General features: G+C 63.8%; 15 protein-coding genes. 3 read left to right on the forward strand and 12 right to left on the reverse strand.

What is annotated here, in order from left to right; all coding sequences use genetic code 11:
* Window positions 1–11 precede the first annotated feature (11 nt).
* The 5 genes from IAE40_RS09165 to IAE40_RS09185 form a co-directional block, all read right to left on the reverse strand.
* Complete coding sequence (locus IAE40_RS09165; protein WP_153774147.1) at window positions 12–1,361, reverse strand: NAD(P)/FAD-dependent oxidoreductase; 1,350 nt, start codon at window positions 1,359–1,361, stop codon at window positions 12–14.
* A 249-nt stretch (window positions 1,362–1,610) separates the two neighbouring features.
* Window positions 1,611–2,636, reverse strand: a complete 1,026-nt coding sequence (locus IAE40_RS09170; protein ID WP_200603065.1) for a PDDEXK nuclease domain-containing protein — start codon at window positions 2,634–2,636, stop codon at window positions 1,611–1,613.
* Window positions 2,637–2,926: 290 nt separating this feature from the next.
* Window positions 2,927–4,318: a GABA permease gene (gene gabP, locus IAE40_RS09175; protein ID WP_112899226.1), complete on the reverse strand. Its 1,392-nt coding sequence runs from the start codon at window positions 4,316–4,318 to the stop codon at window positions 2,927–2,929.
* 418 nt (window positions 4,319–4,736) lie between these two features.
* Complete coding sequence (locus IAE40_RS09180; RefSeq protein ID WP_054894285.1) at window positions 4,737–5,669, reverse strand: magnesium transporter CorA family protein; 933 nt, start codon at window positions 5,667–5,669, stop codon at window positions 4,737–4,739.
* Window positions 5,670–5,681: 12 nt separating this feature from the next.
* Entirely contained in the window at window positions 5,682–7,160 is a 1,479-nt protein-coding gene (locus tag IAE40_RS09185) for a RimK family protein (protein ID WP_231100340.1), read from the reverse strand.
* Between the two features lie 200 nt (window positions 7,161–7,360).
* Here IAE40_RS09185 and IAE40_RS09190 point away from each other — a divergent pair, with 200 nt between their 5' ends.
* A complete protein-coding gene (locus IAE40_RS09190) occupies window positions 7,361–8,467 on the forward strand; it encodes a peptidase C39 family protein (RefSeq protein ID WP_200603066.1) in 1,107 nt (368 codons plus the stop codon).
* 97 nt (window positions 8,468–8,564) lie between these two features.
* Here the strand turns inward: IAE40_RS09190 and gudD are convergent, their stop codons facing one another.
* Together gudD and IAE40_RS09200 are read right to left on the reverse strand one after the other, a co-directional pair.
* Window positions 8,565–9,914, reverse strand: a complete 1,350-nt coding sequence (gene gudD, locus IAE40_RS09195; protein WP_197893271.1) for a glucarate dehydratase — start codon at window positions 9,912–9,914, stop codon at window positions 8,565–8,567.
* A 20-nt stretch (window positions 9,915–9,934) separates the two neighbouring features.
* The gene (locus tag IAE40_RS09200) at window positions 9,935–11,287 is read right to left on the reverse strand and encodes an MFS transporter (protein ID WP_153774153.1); all 1,353 of its coding nucleotides are present in this window, start codon (window positions 11,285–11,287) and stop codon (window positions 9,935–9,937) included.
* 341 nt (window positions 11,288–11,628) lie between these two features.
* Between IAE40_RS09200 and IAE40_RS09205 the strand changes: the two genes are divergently transcribed.
* Window positions 11,629–12,312: a FadR/GntR family transcriptional regulator gene (locus IAE40_RS09205; RefSeq protein ID WP_200603067.1), complete on the forward strand. Its 684-nt coding sequence runs from the start codon at window positions 11,629–11,631 to the stop codon at window positions 12,310–12,312.
* A 103-nt stretch (window positions 12,313–12,415) separates the two neighbouring features.
* On the opposite strand, the gene mmsB is transcribed toward IAE40_RS09205, so the two are convergent.
* Entirely contained in the window at window positions 12,416–13,303 is an 888-nt protein-coding gene (gene mmsB / locus IAE40_RS09210) for a 3-hydroxyisobutyrate dehydrogenase (protein ID WP_200603068.1), read from the reverse strand.
* A gap of 10 nt (window positions 13,304–13,313) precedes the next feature.
* Window positions 13,314–14,837, reverse strand: coding sequence for a CoA-acylating methylmalonate-semialdehyde dehydrogenase (locus tag IAE40_RS09215; protein WP_112899232.1), 1,524 nt, complete (start codon window positions 14,835–14,837; stop codon window positions 13,314–13,316).
* A 131-nt stretch (window positions 14,838–14,968) separates the two neighbouring features.
* On the opposite strand from IAE40_RS09215, the gene IAE40_RS09220 reads away from it, so the two are divergent.
* A complete protein-coding gene (locus tag IAE40_RS09220) occupies window positions 14,969–15,919 on the forward strand; it encodes a LysR family transcriptional regulator (RefSeq protein ID WP_054894277.1) in 951 nt (316 codons plus the stop codon).
* A gap of 32 nt (window positions 15,920–15,951) precedes the next feature.
* Here the strand turns inward: IAE40_RS09220 and IAE40_RS09225 are convergent, their stop codons facing one another.
* The 3 genes from IAE40_RS09225 to IAE40_RS09235 all read right to left on the reverse strand — a co-directional run bounded on the left by IAE40_RS09225 (window position 15,952) and on the right by IAE40_RS09235 (window position 18,299).
* Window positions 15,952–16,410: an OmpA family protein gene (locus IAE40_RS09225; RefSeq protein ID WP_197893298.1), complete on the reverse strand. Its 459-nt coding sequence runs from the start codon at window positions 16,408–16,410 to the stop codon at window positions 15,952–15,954.
* Between the two features lie 72 nt (window positions 16,411–16,482).
* The gene (locus tag IAE40_RS09230) at window positions 16,483–17,727 is read right to left on the reverse strand and encodes a diguanylate cyclase domain-containing protein (RefSeq protein WP_153774156.1); all 1,245 of its coding nucleotides are present in this window, start codon (window positions 17,725–17,727) and stop codon (window positions 16,483–16,485) included.
* Window positions 17,724–18,299, reverse strand: coding sequence for a YfiR family protein (locus IAE40_RS09235; protein WP_232233629.1), 576 nt, complete (start codon window positions 18,297–18,299; stop codon window positions 17,724–17,726). The genes IAE40_RS09230 and IAE40_RS09235 overlap by 4 nt, the downstream gene beginning before the upstream one ends.
* Window positions 18,300–18,367 lie beyond the last annotated feature (68 nt).

Below are 18,367 nucleotides of genomic sequence, written 5' to 3' on the forward strand. Positions count from 1 at the left end.
ACGCTCTCCAGTTAGACGGACGCGCGCTCGGCGTCCTTGAAGCGATACCAGGCGTAGGCCATGCGCTGGCCGACACGCAGGAAGGATTGGAACGGGAACGGCTTGGGCGCCTGGTGCAGGAACGGCACCGGTGTGGGCCGGGCTTCACCGCAGGCCATCTGCGCCAGGCGTTTGCCGGTCTGCAGCGAGAACGACACGCCACTGCCGGCATAGCCGCCGCCGGTGTAGGCATTGGCCACGCCCTGGATCGGGTAGCAGTGCGGCAGCGAGTTGTTGGTCACCGCGACCCAGCCGCCCCAGTTGTAATCCACGTCGATGCCCTGCAGCGCGGGGAACTTGCGACACAGCGCAGCCAGCAGGCGTTCGCGGTGCAGCGGGTTTTCCGCGTCGCGGCCATTCACCGCGCTGCGACCGCCGAAGAGAATGCGATCGTCCGGCAGGCGGCGGTAATAGAACAGCAGGTTGCGGGTGTCGAACATGCAGTCGGCACCCGGCAGGCTGGCCTGCTTCTCTGCGGCGCTCATCGGCCGGGTGACGATGATCTGCGAATGCACCGGCAGGATCCGCCCGGTCAGTGCCGGGTGCAGTTGCCGCGAGGTGTAGCCGTTGGTGGCAACCACCACCTTGCGCGCGGTGATCACTCCGCCTGGCGTGACCAGGCGATGGCCCTGCGCGCTGCTGGTCCAGGCGGTCACCGGCGAGCCGGTGTGCACTCGCGCGCCAGCCTCGCGGGCCATGCGCTGTACGCCCCAGGCCAGTTTCAGCGGATGCATGCTGAAACCGTCGGGCATGTGCAGTGCACCGAACGACTCGGCACCCGCGTGTACCGCCTGCAGGTCGGCGGCTTCGACGAAGCGGGCCGGGTAGTCGAGCAGGTCGTTGTACAGGCCCATTTCGCGCTTGAGCGACTCGACGTGAATGGCCTTGCTGGCAACCTTGTACACGCCATCCGGCTGCACGTCGCAGTCGATGTTGCCGTCGCGGATCAGGCCGCGGGTGGTGTCCAGCGCCTGGCGCATCTCGTTGAAGTACTGGCGCGCGGTGTCGGCGCCGTAGCGCTCGATCAGTGCAGCCAGCGGTACGCGGCCACCGGAAATGCGCGCGAAGCTGCCATTGCGTCCGCTGCAACCCCAGGCAGTCTGGTTCGCCTCCAGCACCACCGCCCGCACCCCGTGCTCGCGGGCCAGGTGCAGCGCGCAGCTGAGGCCGGTGTAGCCAGCACCGATGATCGCCACTTCGACGTCTTCGTTGCCACGCACCGGGCCATCGTCGGCGACCGGCGAGCCTGCGGTATCGGCCCAGTAGGACGGCGCATGGGGCTGGGCCCGGCCTGGGTTCGCATCAACCAATGGATCGTACAATTCAAGCCTCACGTATCGCTGTGCGATATTTATTGTTCGATTTAATGGTTAAGCTAATAGTGATTTTGATATTCGTCAATTGATTATTTGACGAGTGGTGATAGCTCCGGCGCACTTGCGGGAGCGGGCTGCCCGCGAAAAAGACATCGCGCTGCCTGGCACGGGCTATGCCCGTGTTCGCGGGCAAGCCCGCTCCTACAACGGTTGGGCTGGCGTTCAGATAGGGATCGAGTCGGTTTCGGGGGAGAGTCAGCGTGCGTCGAGGGCGTAGAACTCTTGCAGCTTGGCCTGCAGCAGCGCCTTGTCCGGCAGGCAGGTCTGGTACTCGGCGACGAGGGCCGGTGACAGGCTGCGGTTGAGCGCATACTCGACCACCTCGTCATGCTTGCTGGCGCACAGCAGTACGCCGATGGCGGGGTTTTCATGCGCCTTGCGCTCGTTGCGATCCAGCGCCTCGAGATAGAAATCCAGCTTGCCCATGTACTCGGGCTCGAAGCGCCCGACCTTCAGCTCCACCGCGACCAGGCAGTTGAGCCCGCGATGGAACAGCACCAGATCCACGGCAAAGTCACGCCCACCGACCTGCAGTGGATACTCCGAGCCAACGAAGCAGAAGTCACGGCCAAGCTCCACGAGAAAGTCCTTCAAGCGCTGCAGCAAGCCCTTGTGCAGATCGGCTTCGGCATGCCCCTGGGGCAGGTCGAGGAAGTCCAGCAGGTAGGCATCACGGAACACCGAGAGGGCTTGCGGGTGGGCCTGGGCAAGAGAGGCTGATGCCTTGAGCGGGTCGGCAACGCTGCGCTCGAACAGGGCGGCCTTCATCTGCCGCTCCAGTTCGCGACTCGACCACTTCTCCTGAATTGCCATGCGCAGGTAGAACTCGCGCTCTTCAGGGTGCCAGCCTTGGCTGAGAATCGTCAGGTTCTGGGTCCAGGGCAATTGTGTCAGCAGTGCTGACACTTTCTCCTCATGGCGATAGGTCTCGTAGAACTGGCGCATGCGGAAGAGGTTACGCCGCGTGAATCCACGCAACCCTGGCTGTGTACGCGCCAGGTGGGCGGCCAGTTGGCTGACCACGGCATCGCCCCATTCGGCATTCTCGATCTTGCGACTGATGTAGGCACCGACCTGCCAATACAGCTCGATGAGCTGCGTGTTGACGGCTTGCATGCAGCGTTGTCGTGCCGAGTGGATGAGGTTCACGACCTCATCGAAGCGCTCCTCCCTGGCGGGTGTGGCGTTGGTTGCGTGGTCATGTTGCTGTGGGTCTTTCATCGAAGGGTTCCTGGCATGGTTCGAAGCCAGGAAGCCTATCCAGGGGTGCATCCTAAAGATGTCGGACCGCTCCGAGGTCGCTGTGGTAAACGACAGAGGGGCGCCTGGTAAAAGCGCCCTTCGTCGTAACCCGTTACATACGCCCAGCCTAGGCTCTGCCTGAAATGTATCTGCACTCGCCCATACTGCGTTGAAACGGGGCTCGGAATGCTCATGTACTCCAGTACACTCCGCTTCCTCCCCCCGTTTCGCCTTGTCTGGCCTTCGTGCAGACACATTTCAGACAGACCCTAGCCCATCGAGCGCACCGCTACCTTGCGGCCATGCCCGCGCGTGGTGACGATGCCGAGGAACGAGATGAGGATTGCCAGGCTCAGCGTGGCGCTGACTTCCGCGCGGTGCTCCTCGGTATACATCATCACTGCCAGCGCGCAGCTGATGAACACGATCACTCCCCAGGTCAGCCAGGGGAACAACCACATGCGGAACTTCAGTTCCGTGCTCTCGCGCTCCAGGCGCCGGCGCATGCGCAACTGCGAGATGGCGATCACCAGGTACACCAACAGGGCGATGGCGCCAGAACTGGCGAGCAGGAACTCGAACACGCCCTTGGGGGCGAAGTAGTTGAGGATGGCGATGGCCGCCCCGATCAGCGTGCTGCCGAACACCGCCGCACGCGGCACGCCAACCTTCGAGGTGCGCTTGAGCATGGCCGGGGCGTCGCCGCGCTTGGCCAGCGAAAACATCATGCGCGAGGCGATGTAGATCGACGAGTTCATGCAACTGGTCACGGCGATCAGCACCACCAGGTCGACCATGAACGATGCGTTGGGGATGTTCATGATCTCCAGCGCCCGCTGGTACGAGCCCACCACCGCAAGCTGCGGATCGTTCCACGGCACCACAGAGATGATCACGAAGATCGACAGGATGTAGAAGGTGCTGATCCTCCAGATCACCGAGCGGGTGGCCTTGGCGATGTTGCGCGCCGGGTCGTTGGATTCGGAGGCGGCGATGGTCACTGCTTCCGTACCGATGAAGCTGAACATCACGGTGATGAAGGCGCCGATCACCGCCGACCAGCCCTTGGGCGCGAAGCCGCCGTGCTCGCTCATCAGTGTGCTCAGGCCACTGACTTCACGGTTGGGCAACCAGCCCATCAGCGCGGCGAAACCCAGGCCGATGAAGCCCAGGATCGCCGTAACTTTGAGGATCGCGAACCAGAACTCGAACTCGCCGTACTTGGCCACGCTGAACAGGTTGGTGCAGGCCAGCAGCAATACCGATGCGAGGGCAAAGATCCAGCTATCGACCTGCGGGAACCAGGCGTTGAGCACATGGCCTGCGGCCAACGCTTCGATGGGAATGACCAGCACCCAGAACCACCAGTACAACCAGCCGATGGTGTAGCCGGCCCAACGGCCGATGGCCTGGTCGGCGTAGGTGGAAAAGGATCCGGTGTCGGGATGGGCGACGGCCATTTCGCCGAGCATGCGCATGACCAGCACGACCAGCGTGCCGGCGACGAAATAGGAGAGGATGGTGGCGGGCCCGGCAGCCGCGATGGCGTGTCCGGAGCCGACGAAAAGTCCTGCACCGATGATGCCGGCGATGGACAGCATCGTTACATGACGTGGCTTGAAACCTTGTGCAAGGTTGCCATCAGTTCCCACGGTGTTCATTGATCTTGTTCTCTTTTTGCTGACACAAGGAAGGACGGGCAGGCGTAGGCGAAAGCTAACTCCTTTCTGGACAATGAGTTGCACGCGGCTCAAGTGATTTTATTGACGTTGTTCACGGGTTGGGCGAGCGGCGGCGTCGAGGTCGGCTTCATTCAAACAGCGCGGGTGCGGGGCAAATTGTTCCAGCGCGCCATGAAGCTGTTCGATCACGACACCGGGACTTGCGAAGACGGGTCAAATCGATGCTATCCACCGCGAAGGTTTTTTCGCGGGCAAGCCCGCTCCCACAGGAATTGGGCTGGACCTTCAGATCTCGAGCAAGACAGTTACTACTGGTCGCGACGGTGATCCCAGTAGTAGTTCACCACCGCGAAGATCACGATCACCGACACCACGCACAGCCCTATCTGCAGATTGCTCATGCCATCCTCCGCGCCATGCGCTTGAGCCCCAGTACCATTCCCGCCCCCAGCAGCATCATCGCCAGCACCAGCAACGAATAGGACGCCCACCACGGCACCCCGGCCGTCATCATGCTGAACTCGGACATCCCGCCGATGCTGGCGATCAGGTTCAGCGGCAGGAACACCACGTTGATCAGGGTGAGCTTGCGCAAGGTTTCGTTCATCGCGTTGTTGGCCAGGTTGCCGCGCGCGTCCATCAGCCCGGCGAACACCATCGAGTAGATCTCGGCCTGTTTGTGGCACTGGGTGTTCTCGATGACCAGGTCGTCGATCAGCGCCAGCGCAGCGGCGTCGAAATGCTGCTTCTCGCCGTGGCTGCGCAGGCGGGCAAGCACTGCGCCGTTGCTGTGGATGGCGTTGATGTAGTGGATCAGGCTCTCGCTGAGATTGAACATCTGCATCAGGTGACGGTTTTCCAGCGACTGCTCGAAGCGCTGCTGCAACTCGCGCCCAACCAGCTTGATCACCTTCAGGTGGCCAAGGTAGTGGTGCAGGTTGTCGAGCAGGATGCCCAGCAGCACATCCAGCGGGCGCTCGAGCGCATGGCGATTGCCCAGGCCGTCCAGGGGCGAGCTGTCCGGGGCGATCAGTACCAGGCGACGGTCATCCAGCAACAGGCCGAAGGAGGACACCTGAAAGGCGAAGCTGTCACCACCGGAGTAGTTCTGTGGGCGCTTCCAGATCAGGAACAGGCCGTCGCGATGCGCCTCGATGCGCGACACCTCGTCCGGGTCCAGCGCCGAGGCCAGGGCGTGGGCATCCAGGTGGAACCATGCCTGCAGCAGTTCGCGCTCGGCGCTGTCGGGGTCGACGAACAGCAGCACCTCGCTGTCCAGCCCGTCACCTTCGCGCAACTGGCCGTGGGCCAGGGTATAGCAGGTGATCATGCTCAATCCTCGTTACCAGGCCTGGCCGCGGCGCTTCTGCTCCAGGCGGCGGATGAACTCTTCGAGTACCAGGGTGTAGAGATCTTCGTGCAGGTAGGCGTCTTCGATGCCGGCATCCAGGTTGGGGTTGTCGTTGACCTCGATGACCACCACGCGCTCGCCCACCTGCTTGAGGTCCACCCCGTACAGCCCGTCACCGATCAGGTTGGCGGCCTTGACCGCCAACTCCACCACCGCCCGTGGCGCTTCGTGCACGGCCAGGGTGCGGCATTCGCCGTTGACCTCGTCGCGCTTGGCCTGGTGGTTGAAGATCTGCCAGTGGCCCTTGGACATGAAGTACTGGCAGGCAAAGATCGGCTTGCGGTTGAGCACGCCGATACGCCAGTCGTATTCGGTGTAAAGGTACTCCTGGGCCAGCAGCAGCACCGAGTGCTCGAACAGCTCGCTGGTCGCCTCGAGCAGCTCGGCCTGGTCCTTGACCTTGATCACCCCCCGGGAAAAACAACCGTCAGGAATCTTCAGCACCAATGGGAAACCGAGGCGCTCGCCGACCCGCTCCAGGTCCTGCGGGTTGTCGCGGTAGAGAATCTCGCTGGCCGGCATGGCCAGGCGGTTGCTGCGCAGCAGGTCGGTCAGGTAGACCTTGTTGGTGCAACGCAGGATCGATGCCGGATCGTCCATCACCACCAACCCTTCGCTTTCGGCCTTCTTGGCGAAACGGTAGGTGTGGTTGTCGACGCTGGTGGTTTCACGGATCAGCAAGGCGTCGTATTCGGCCAGGCGCGCATAGTCCTTGCGCTCGATCAGCTCGACATCGATACCCAAGCGGTGGCCGGCCTTGACGAACTGCTCCAGCGCCTTGGCATTGGACGGTGGCAGGGCCTCGTCGGGGTCATGCAGGATGGCCAGGTCGTAGCGCGCCATCCGCCGTGAGCGTGGCTGGCGCCAGATCCTGCGGCTGAAACCGTCCAGGGCGTTGGCGAACTGGTCCTGCTGGTTTTCCCGCAACTTGTGCAACGCCCCGGCCTTGACCCCGGCGATGTGCCAGGAAGTGGTCTTGCGAAACTCCACCAGCAGGATCGGGCAGGGAAACGCCTCGAACAACTGCCGAGCGATGTCCTGCAGCGGTTCCAGATCGGTTCGACCGAAATACAGGCTCAAGGTGAAACCTTCGGTTTCGCCATAAGGGTGATTGACCAACGCACTTTCCAGGCGGCCTGCCATCTCATCCAGCGCCAACCCATATAACGACTTGCGCGTCAGTTCGCTGATACTTTTTACAGACGGAATGACATGATGACCCCGGGCCTCGGCCAATAAAGAACAATAATAACCATGACCCAGATACTTATAGTTTCGGCACAAGTTTATAACTTGCACCCGTTGACCCGGCGAAGGATCTGGCGATTGTTCGAGGTATTCCTGAGCGGTCATCATATCTTCGCTTGGAAGGTACGAAGCCCAGTCTTCACGGCGCTCCACGATAATCATCAATTGACTTGACTTGGGGGTGCCCGTCGGCGGATAACTCGCAGCGTGCACGCCGGATAACGCACTTTCCTCGGAGCCGGTCGATAAGGTTTCTTGAAACGAAGACATTGCCTGAAGCCCTGTGTTTGGGACACACGCTTCTATTAAGCACGATGTTTTTCGAATGTCTCGTTTCATTACGCAACTTTTACGGCGGCCCCATGCAAATCGAATTTCGCCTGGCAACACTTGAAGACCTGCCGGCCTTGCTGGCCCTCGAGAACCAGTGCTTCGTCTCGGACCGGCTCAACGCCCGCAGCCTGCGCTGGATGATTGCCCACGCCAACGCCAGCTTGCTGGTGGCACAGCGCGATGGGCAATTGATGGGCTACGCGCTGCTGCTGTTCCATCGCAACACCTCGCTGGCGCGGCTGTACTCCATCGCCATCGCCCCAGCGGCGCGCGGTGAAGGGCTTGGTGCGCGACTGCTGGAGCGTGCCGAGCGCTGCGCACTGGAGCACGATCGCGCCTACCTGCGCCTGGAGGTGCGCGTCGATAACCCGCGCGCCATCGCACTGTATGAACGCCACGGCTACCGACGCTTCGCCCAGGTCGAGGACTACTACGAGGACCACGTCAGCGCCCTGCGTTACGAGAAGCGCATCCTCCAACGCGCGGCCAGCGAGGCACGCGCGGTGCCCTATTACGCGCAGACCACCGACTTCACCTGTGGCCCGGCGTGCCTGTTGATGGCCATGGCCGCGCTGCGCCCGCAGTTGCAACCGACACGCCAGGAAGAGGTGCGGCTGTGGCGTGAGGCAACCACCGTGTTCATGACCTCAGGCCACGGCGGTTGCAGCCCGCACGGGCTGGCTCTGACCGCCTGGCGCCGTGGTTTTCGCGTGCACCTGCAACTGAGCAACGACGGCCCGCTGTTTCTCGATGGCGTGCGCCAGGCCAACAAGAAAGAGGTGATGCGCCTGGTGCACGAGGATTTCTGCATGCAACTGCAGGGCACCGACGTGCAACTCGGCTACGGCCCGCTCGACCTGCCGTCACTGCTGGCCGAGGGCGGCCTGGCACTGGTGCTGATCAGCAACTACCGCCTGACCGGCAGCAAGGCGCCGCACTGGGTGCTGGTGACTGGCTGCAATGCCGACTTCGTCTACCTGCACGATCCGGACACCGACCACGGCCGGCACCGGTTGGCGCTGGACTGCCAGCACCTGCCGGTGAGCCATGGCGAGTTCCAGCGCATGAGCCTGTTCGGTGGGCGCAAGGTGCGGGCGGCGGTGGTGCTGTTCGAGCGGGGGATAACGTCTGCGTAAAGGGCGCTGGGGCGCGGTGATTGGCAGCGGTTTGCTGGCACCAATCACTGCGCGATCCTTTTCACGGGCAAGCCTGCACACAGGCGGGTCAATCGCCTCAACGCACCAGGCAAGGCCGTTTGTTGTCGAAGGTCCACCCCGGCACCAGGAACTGCATCGCCACGCTGTCATCCCGCGCGCCAAGGCCCATGTTGCGGTAGCACTCATGGGCTTTCATCAACTGGTCTTCATCCAGTTCGACGCCCAACCCCGGCCGCGTCGGCACCCGTACATGGCCGTCGACGATACGCAGCGGCTCGCGGGTCAGACGCTGGCCGTCCTGCCAGATCCAGTGGGTGTCGATTGCGGTGATCTCGCCCGGCGCGGCAGCCGCCGCCTGGGTGAACATGGCCAGCGAAATATCGAAGTGGTTGTTGGAGTGCGAACCCCAGGTCAGGCCCCAGTCATGGCACATCTGCGCCACCCGCACCGAGCCCTGCAAGGTCCAGAAATGCGGGTCGGCCAACGGGATGTCCACCGACTGCGACTGGATGGCGTGGCCCATCTGCCGCCAGTCGGTGGCGATCATGTTGGTGGCGGTGGGCAGGCCGGTGGCGCGGCGGAACTCAGCCATCACTTCGCGGCCGGAATAACTATTCTCCGCGCCGCACGGATCCTCGGCGTAGGCCAGCACATCGTGCTTGTCGCGGCACAGGGCAATGGCCTCCTTCAACGACCAGGCACCGTTGGGGTCGAGGGTGATGCGCGCTTCGGGGAAACGTTCGGCCAGGGCAGTGACAGCCTCCATCTCTTCCTCGCCACGCAGCACGCCCCCCTTGAGCTTGAAGTCGTTGAAGCCGTAGCGGGCCTTGGCGGCCTCGGCCAGGCGCACCACCGCCTCGGGCGTCAGGGCTTGCTCGTGGCGCAAGCGTAGCCAGTCGTCATCGGCCTCGGCTTCGTTGCGGTAGGCCAGATCGGTGCGGGTACGGTCGCCGATGTAGAACAGGTAGCCGAGCATCTTCACTGACTCGCGCTGCTGGCCTTCACCCAGCAGCGCTGCCATCGGCACGTTCAGGTGCTGGCCGAGCAGGTCGAGCAGGGCCGACTCGATGGCGGTCACTGCATGCACGGTGATACGCAGGTCGAAGGTCTGCAGCCCGCGCCCGCCAGCATCGCGGTTGGCGAAGGTCTGGCGCATGGCATTGAGCACGCGCTGGTAATGGCCGATCGGCTGGCCGACCACCAGGCTGCGGCTGTCTTCGAGGGTCTGGCGGATGTTCTCGCCGCCAGGCACTTCGCCCAGGCCGGTGTTGCCGGCGCTGTCGCGCAGCACCACGATGTTGCGGGTGAAGAACGGGCCGTGGGCGCCACTCAGGTTGAGCAGCATGCTGTCGTGGCCGGCGACCGGAATCACGCGCAGGTCGGTGATCACCGGGGTCGAGGAGTGAGGCGTCGTCTGCATGGTCATTGTCCTTGTCTGGCAGGCGTTCAATGGGATTGGCCCAGGGCCGATGAGGCCTTGAGGTCAGGGACAGGGGCACCCTTGACACGGGTGCGGACGAAGAACACGGCGATGGCGGCCAGCACCGAGGTCACCGCCAGGCCATACAGCCCGCCCTGGATCGAGCCGGTCTGCTGCTCGAGCAGGCCGAAGGTGGTGGGCGCAACGAAGCCGCCAAGGTTGCCCACCGAGTTGATCAGTGCGATCACCGCCGCAGCGATGCGCGCATCCAGGTACCCCTGCGGAATCGGCCAGAACAGCGACGAGGCGGCCTTGAAGCCGATGGCGGCGAAGCACACCGAAACGAAGGCGAACACCGGCCCGCCCGTGGTCGACATGAACATGCCGATGGCGGCCACCACCAGCGCGGCGGCGACCCAGGCCTGCTGGAATCTCCAGCGTGCGGCCCCGGCGGCGAACGCGTACATCGCCAGGATCGAGATCAGCCAGGGGATCGAGTTGAAGAAGCCGACCTGCAGGTCGCTCAGCTCGCCCATGCGCTTGATGATGCTCGGCAGCCAGAAGGTCGCGGCATAGATGGTCAGCTGAATGCAGAAGTAGATCAGGCAGAACAGCAGGATCTGACGGTCCTTGAGCAAGCGCCAGGCCGAGGTCTTGATCACCCCGCCCGCCTCTCGCTCGCGTTGCTCGCGGTCAATGGCCTCGACCAGTGCATGCTGCTCGGCCTGGCTTAGCCACTTGGCATCCTGCGGGCGGGAGTCGAGCCAGAAGAACACGAAGAAGCACAGGATCACCGAGGCCATGCCCTCGATGAACAGCATCCATTGCCAACCGTGCAGGCCCATGCCCTGGATCTGCATCAGCGCACCGGCCAATGGCCCGGAGATCAGCGAGGCCAGGGCCGAGCCGCTGAGGAAGATGGCGATCGCCTTGCCACGTTCAGCAGCGGGCAGCCAGCGGGTGAAGTAGTAGATCACCCCAGGGAAGAAGCCAGCTTCGGCGACCCCGAGCAGAAAACGCAGCACGTAGAACTGGGTCTCGTTCTGCACGAAGGCCATGGCGGTGGCGACCAGGCCCCAGGTGAACATGATGCGGGTCAGCCACAGACGCGCACCGACCCGTTGCAGCAGCATGTTCGACGGCACCTCGAACAACGCATAGCCAATGAAGAACAGACCGGCACCGAAACCATAGGCGGCGGCGCTGATGCCCAGGTCGCTTTCAAGGTGTGGGCGGACGAAGCCGATATTGACGCGGTCCAGGTAGTTGACCACGAACATGATGACGAACAGCGGCAGGACATGGCGCTTGACCTTGGCCACGGCGCTGGCCAGCGCATCGCCGCCGGACAAGGCGGACGCAGGGGGGGTGTCGTTCACGGGATATCTCCCAGTCATTGTTTTTATTGAGGGTGCTGGCGGTAGACGAGGCAGTTGTCTGACATCCAGGTGGAAATGAGCATATTCCCGGCGGAGTTGTACGACAAGTTGAAAATTGAGCGAAAAAAGCAAAATACAAGCGGTTAACTGGGTAAAAATCGGCGAAATGCTTTTATTAGGTCGATTACCCAAGGCAATTGGAGGGTGAATATCAGGATGAAAAAAAACTTTGTGGACAACTTGTCATACAAGTAATGTGAGGGCGTTCAGCCGAGTCCTTTCGCTGAACACGTCGCAGCGGCGAACCGCCGCTTCCACAGGTATTACTTCGAGCCCACGCCATGCCCCGCACCCACAGCCGCGCCCACGACCTGGTCTCGAGCCTCACCCAGCAATTGCTGCTGGGCACTTTCAAGCCGGGCGACAAGCTGCCCTCGGAAAACACCTTGGTGCGCGAGTATGGCGTCAGCCGCACCGTGGTCCGCGAAGCGCTGTCGAAGCTGCAGGCTGCGGGCCTGGTGCAGGCACGTCACGGGATCGGTACGTTCGTCATCGAGCGCCAGGCCCGTTCCGGCCTGCGCGTAGGCCCCGAGAACGCGGCCAGCGTGCGCGACCTGCTGGAGCTGCGCATCGGCCTGGAGGGCCAGGCCGCCGCGCTGGCAGCCCTGCGCCGCAACGACCGGCAACTGGCGCAGATGCGCCAGGCCCTGGACGACTACCAGGACCTGGCCGCCGCCGGTGACAGCTGCATCGAAGCCGACCGGCGCTTCCACCTGCTGATCGCCGAGGCCACCGGCAACCTGTATTTCAGCGAGATGATGGCGCAACTGGGTGATGGCCTGATCCCGCGCAAGCGCATGGCCCAGGCCGAGCGCGCCGGGGCCAACCTGGCGGGGCATGCTTATCTGGCCAACCTGGAACACGAGGCGATTCTCAACGCCATCCGCCGACAGGACCCGGACGCGGCCAGGGCAGCGATCTGCCTGCACTTGTCCAACAGCCGTGATCGCCTGCTACCCGACTGAGCCGCGTGCAGCGGGCAAAAAAAATCGCGGAACCGGCGCCCTCCCCCTGGTGCGCAGTTACAGGGGAAAGGCCATCCAGCCCGCGATCAAGCCCACTCGCGTATCAATCCTTCTTGCGATACCCCTCGACGATCGCCGAGAAATCCTTGCCGCCCTCGCCTCGCAAGCTCATGGCCTGGTACAGCTGCTGCGCCACAGCGCCGAGGATCACCGGCTGGTGCGCCTGGCGCGCGGCCTCGGTCGCCAGGCCCAGGTCCTTGAGCATCAGTTCCGCACCGAAACCACCGGTGTAACCGCGCGATGCCGGGGCGGTCTCGATCACGCCCGGCCAGGGGTTGTAGGTATCCGAACTCCAGCAACGCCCCGTCGAGCTGTTGATGATGCCGGCCAGCACCTGGGTGTCGATCCCCAGCGCGTTGCCCAGGGCCATCGCCTCGGACACGCCGATCATCGAGATGCCCAGCAGCAGGTTGTTGCAGATCTTGGCGATCTGCCCAGTGCCGACCTCACCGCAGTGCACGATGTTGCGCCCCATCTGTTCGAGCACCGGCTTGAGCGTGGCGAACAGTTCGGCGCTGGCGCCGACCATGAAGGTCAGGGTGCCGGCCGCCGCGCCGCCGGTGCCACCGGACACCGGCGCATCACCCAGGTCGATGCCCTTGGCCGCCGCGGCCTTGGACACGTCGCGGGCGGTCTGCGGGTCGATGGTGCTGCAGTCCACCGCCGGCGTGCCGAGGCGAATGCCGGCAAGCACGCCGTCCTCGCTCAGGTACACGCCGCGCACATGGGCCGCAGCCGGCAGCATGGTGATCACCAGCTCGCTGTTGGCGGCGGCATCCTTGGGCGAGGTGCTGATCTGCCCGCCCAGTTCGGCAAGCTCGGCCAGCACGGTCTTGTTCAGGTCGAACAGGTTGAGCTGATGCCCGGCCTTGATCAGGTTGCGGGCCATGGGCGCGCCCATGTTGCCCAGACCGATGAATGCAATGCGCATGGCAGTCTCCTTAGCGCAGGCTGATGGTGGTGTTCACACCGTCGTTGACGCTGTCGTCGTCGAACCAGCGGGCGGTGACGGTCTTGGTCTGAGTGTAGAACTGCACCACCTGCTTGCCGTACGGGCCGAGGTCGCCGAGCTTGGAGCCGCGCGAACCGGTGAAGCTGAAGAACGGCACCGGCACCGGAATCGGGATGTTGATGCCGACCTGGCCGATGTCGATCTCGCTCTGGAACTTGCGCGCTGCCGCGCCGCTCTGGGTGAACAGGCCGGTGCCATTGCCGAACGGGTTGGCGTTGACCAGGGCGATGGCCTCGTCGAGGGTATCGACCTCGAGGGTGACCAGCACCGGGCCGAAGATTTCCTGGGTGTAGATCTGCATGTCGGTCTTCACCCCGGAGAACAGGGTCGGGCCGACGAAATTGCCCTGCTCGTACCCCGGCACCTTCACGTCGCGGCCATCCAGCTCGAGCTTGGCGCCTTCCTTGATGCCGCTTTCGATCAGCCCCAGCACACGCTCCTTGGCCCGCTTGGAAACCACCGGCCCGACATCGGTGCCCGGCTCGCTGCCGGCATTGACCTTGAGCTTGCTTGCCGCCGCCTTGATATCCGGCAGCCATTCACGCGCCTTGCCCACCAGCACCGCCACCGACGTGGCCATGCAGCGCTGGCCTGCCGCACCAAAGGCTGCGCCGACCAGGGCGTTGATGGTCTGGGTGCGGTTGGCGTCGGGCAGTACCACGGCGTGGTTCTTGGCGCCCATCATCGACTGCACGCGCTTGCCGTGCTGGCTGCCCAGGTTGTAGACATGGGTGCCCACCTCGGTGGAGCCAACGAAGGAGATCGCCTTGATGTCCGGGTGGGTGCAGAGCGCATCGACCACCTGCTTGCCGCCGTGCACCACGTTGAGCACACCGGCCGGCACGCCGGCTTCGAGCGCCAGCTCGACCAGCATCATGGTCGACAGCGGGTCCTGCTCGGAGGGCTTGAGCACGAAGGTGTTGCCGCAGACGATGGCCATCGGGAACATCCACAGCGGGATCATCGCCGGGAAGTTGAACGGGGTGATGCCGGCGCACACGCCGATGGGCTGGCGCAGGGTGTAGGTGTCGACGCCCCCGGCGACGTTCTCGGCGAACTCGCCCATCTGCAGGGTGCCGATGGACGCGGCATGCTCGACCACTTCCAGGCCACGGAAGATATCGCCTTCTGCATCGGCCAGGGTCTTGCCTTGCTCGGCGCTCAGGGTCGCGGCGATGCGCTTGCTGTGCTCGCGGATCAACGCCTGCAACTTGAGCATGATGCGCATGCGCGCGCCGATCGGCGTGTCACGCCAGGTCTTGAAGGCTCGTTCGCCAGCAGCGACTGCCGCGGCGACTTCCTCGGGGGTGGCGAAGGGAACGCGCGCCAGTACCTGCTGGGTGGCCGGGTTGACGATGTCGCGCCATTCGGTGGTCTTGGACTCGACCCATTGGCCGTCGATCAGCAGCTTGACCTGCTCGACCTGGGTGTGGGGCGTGTGGGGTGCGTTCATCTGCGCTCTCCTTGGAATTATTGTCGGAACGAAGACGCCTACGCCGCAGCGAACGGGGTGGCGTGCAGGGGCTGAGTTCGAGTATAGATGTGCAAACATCCAACAAGAATGCACAAAAAAACCGGATCAACATGCAAAAAGACCTGACCTCCCTCAGCGCGCTGAACTGGGACGACCTCAAGTTCTTTCTTGAGGTAGCGCGCACCCGCAAGGCCAGCAGTGCAGCCAAACGCCTGGCCGTGGACTACACCACGGTGTCGCGGCGCATCAGCTCGCTGGAAGGGGCGATGGGTACCTTGCTGTTCGAGAAATCGCGAACCAACGGTTTCGTGCTCACCGCCGAAGGCCAGCGCCTGCTGGGCTATGCCGAGTCGATCGAAAGCACCCTGCACATGGCCTGCGAGCAGGTGTCGGGCTCGGGCGTTGCGCTGTCGGGGCACATACGCATGGGGTGCACCGAGGGCTTCGGCAGCTTCTTCGTCACCCCACAGTTGAGCCGCTTCGTCGACACCTGGCCGGCGATCTCGGTGGACATTCTGCCGCTGCCGCACTTCATCAGCCTGTCCAAGCGCGAAGCTGACATCGTCATCGCCCTGGAGCGCCCCGAGCATGGGCCCTACGTGTGCTGCAAGCTGTGCGACTACCGCCTGCGCCTCTATGCGACCCGTGAGTACCTCGACCACCACGAACCGATCCGCCAGGTCGCCGACCTGGTGCGCCATCCGTTCATCAGCTACGTGGACGACCTGGCATTCAGTTCCGAGCTGCTGTACCTGGCCAACCTGATCCCCAACGCCAGCGCCCACCTGCGCAGCACCAGCGTGATCGCGCAGTACACCGCTGCCCTGCAGGGGCGCGGGCTGGCGATCCTGCCCTGCTTCCTGGCGGCGCAGGACGAACGGCTGGTGACGGTGCTACCGCAGGAGGTGGAGGTGACGCGGCAGTTCTGGATGTACTGCCGAGAGGACCTGCGCAAGTTGAAACGGATCACCTTGCTCTGGGATTACATCCGCGATGTGACCGAGGCGAATGCGCCGCTGTTGATGGGGCAGACACGGGAAATGGTGTTTGCGCAGGATTGAGGCGGATGGCACCGGTGCCCTTCCCCCATTCCTCAGTTCGAGGCCACCACGATCGACACCCGCCGATTCTCGGTACGCCCGGCACTGGTGCGGTTGTCCGCCACCGGCTGACTGCTGCCCAACCCGCGCGTCTCGATGTTGTGCGGCTGCATGCCGACGTTGATCAACGCCTTGGCCACACTCTGGGCCCGACGCTCGGAGAGCTGCTGGTTATAGGCCGCCTTGCCCGAGGCATCGGCATGGCCATCGACGCGTACATGCTCGATACCCACCGACAGCAATGCCTTGCCGATCCGTTCGACAATCGCCTGGCTCTGGCCGTTGAGTCCGTCCAGGTCACTGCCGAACAGTACCTTGCCCGACAGGTCGAACGCCCAGCCCTCGTCGCTTGGGGTAAATCCTTCGCGCTTGAGCACGGCAATCTGTTCAGGGCTCAGCCCGCTGGGCGGCACGGTCTGGCAGCCGGTCAAGGCCAACACCGCCAGCAACATGGCCAGCAAGGGAAAACGCAGTCGGGAAAAGGGGTGTTTCACGGTTCAGCTCCTGTTGTTCATATCCGTGGCTCAGCGTTCCGTCTGGGCCACTTGCCAATGGCCGCGCCGATTGCGCTTGGCCTGGTACATCGCCGCATCGGCGGCATTGAGCAGACTGGCCGAATCCTGGCCATCGTCTGGGTAATAGGCGATGCCGACACTCAGCGAGGTGCTGACGCGCTGGCCATCGTCCAGCAGGATCGGCAGCCTCATGCTGGCGACGATCTTCTCGGCGATGCGCTGGGCATCCTCGCGCGAATGAAGGGGGGTCAGCAGTACCGCGAATTCGTCACCGCCAAGGCGCGCCACCAGGTCGTGCTCGCGCAACTGCGCACGCACGCGGCTGGCGATATTGATCAGCACCTCGTCGCCAACGGCATGGCCAAGGTTGTCATTGATTTGCTTGAAGTGGTCACTGTCGAGGAACAGCAGCGCCAGATGGTCCTGCTGCCGGGCGGCGTTGCGCAGGCAACGGTTGAGGCGCCCTTCGAAGAAGGCGCGATTGGGCAGGCCGGTGAGGCTGTCATGGCTGGCTTGGTGCGCGAGGGTCTCGTTCTCGCTCTGCAAATGGCTCTGCCAGACTTCCAGCTCGTCGAGCAGGGCGTTGAAGTCGTTGCCCAGCTCATTGAGCTCGGCAATTCGCGCCTCGGGCACGCGCCGGTCGAAGCTGCGCTCGCGCCGCGCCGCATGGGCGACGCTGGCCAGGCCCCGCAGAGGACGGACGATATCGCCGAACAGCCGGCGCGAAAGGTGGATGGCGACTGCGGCGCTGAGCAAGCTGCAAAAGAGGATGCCCGCCAGGCCGCTGAGCAGGAAACGCAGCAGGCTGCCGCCCTGGCCCAGCAGCTCGATGTGCCCGACCGTGCGCTGCTGACGGACGATCGGCAGGTGGATGGCCTCCCCCAGCAAGGCCTTGGCCACCTGGCGCTGCAGTGGTGCCAGCAAGCCCGTGTCATCGCGTTGCCAGTGCGCCAGCAGCTCTCCCTGGCTGTCGAAGACCTTGGCATCTGCCACCTCTTCGGTGGCGGCAATCACCGCCAGGGCTTCACTGGCCGCCCCGCTGTCGTCGAACACCACCGCCGCCTCCACGGTATAACTGATCGAGCGGGCGATCAGGTGCAGGTTGTGATTGGCATAGACGCGCAATGCCGCTACCCCGAGCACGGTCAGGGACACGCCCACGAGTCCGACGGCGATCAGCGCGACACCCAGGTGTCCTCGCCCCAGCACCGACCGCAAGGTCGGCCGCTTCCTGCGCTTGCCGGTGAGTTTCATGGTTGCGCCGCCCTGCGCCGCGACAATTGCAGCACGCTGGGGTGGATGCGCACGCCACTGCGCGCCACCGAGTCGAGGTTCACATCGAAGCTGACCTGTTCGTCATCGACGTGCAGGCAGAACAGGCTGCCGACGGTGCACGGGTCATCGGCCTCGCTGATGCTCAGGACCGGATGCCCGACCAGGGCCTGGAACAGGCGGTCACGCTGTCCGGCGTCGAGCTTGCCGATGTACACCGCGTCGCAGGCGCCGGAAACGCCCGAATCGCCGACCAGCAGGCGACGCACCTGCAGGGGCTGGCCGGCATTCTGCACATTGCCCTTGATCAGGTCGTCGGCATATTCGGTGGGGCCAACCAGGCACAGGCGCAGCGGCGAAGGATCAGCAGGCCAGCGGGCATAGCTGAAGATACCCAGCACGACCTGGGTCACCGCTTTGGCGCGTTGCTGCACCTGGGCTGCAGTGGCAGGGAGGTCCGCCCAGGCAGGTGAGGCGAACAGCGACAGGGCGGCAATCACTAGCGAAAGCACACAGCCCGTCACTCGCCCCCTGGGCGAGACAACCACTGTCATGTGGGAAATCTCTCAAATTAGATTCAGATAACCCGCACGATAGCATAAGGCCGCAGTGCCAAGGTATT

Source organism: Pseudomonas sp. S44 (genome assembly GCF_016624805.1).
GTDB lineage: Bacteria > Pseudomonadota > Gammaproteobacteria > Pseudomonadales > Pseudomonadaceae > Aquipseudomonas > Aquipseudomonas machongensis.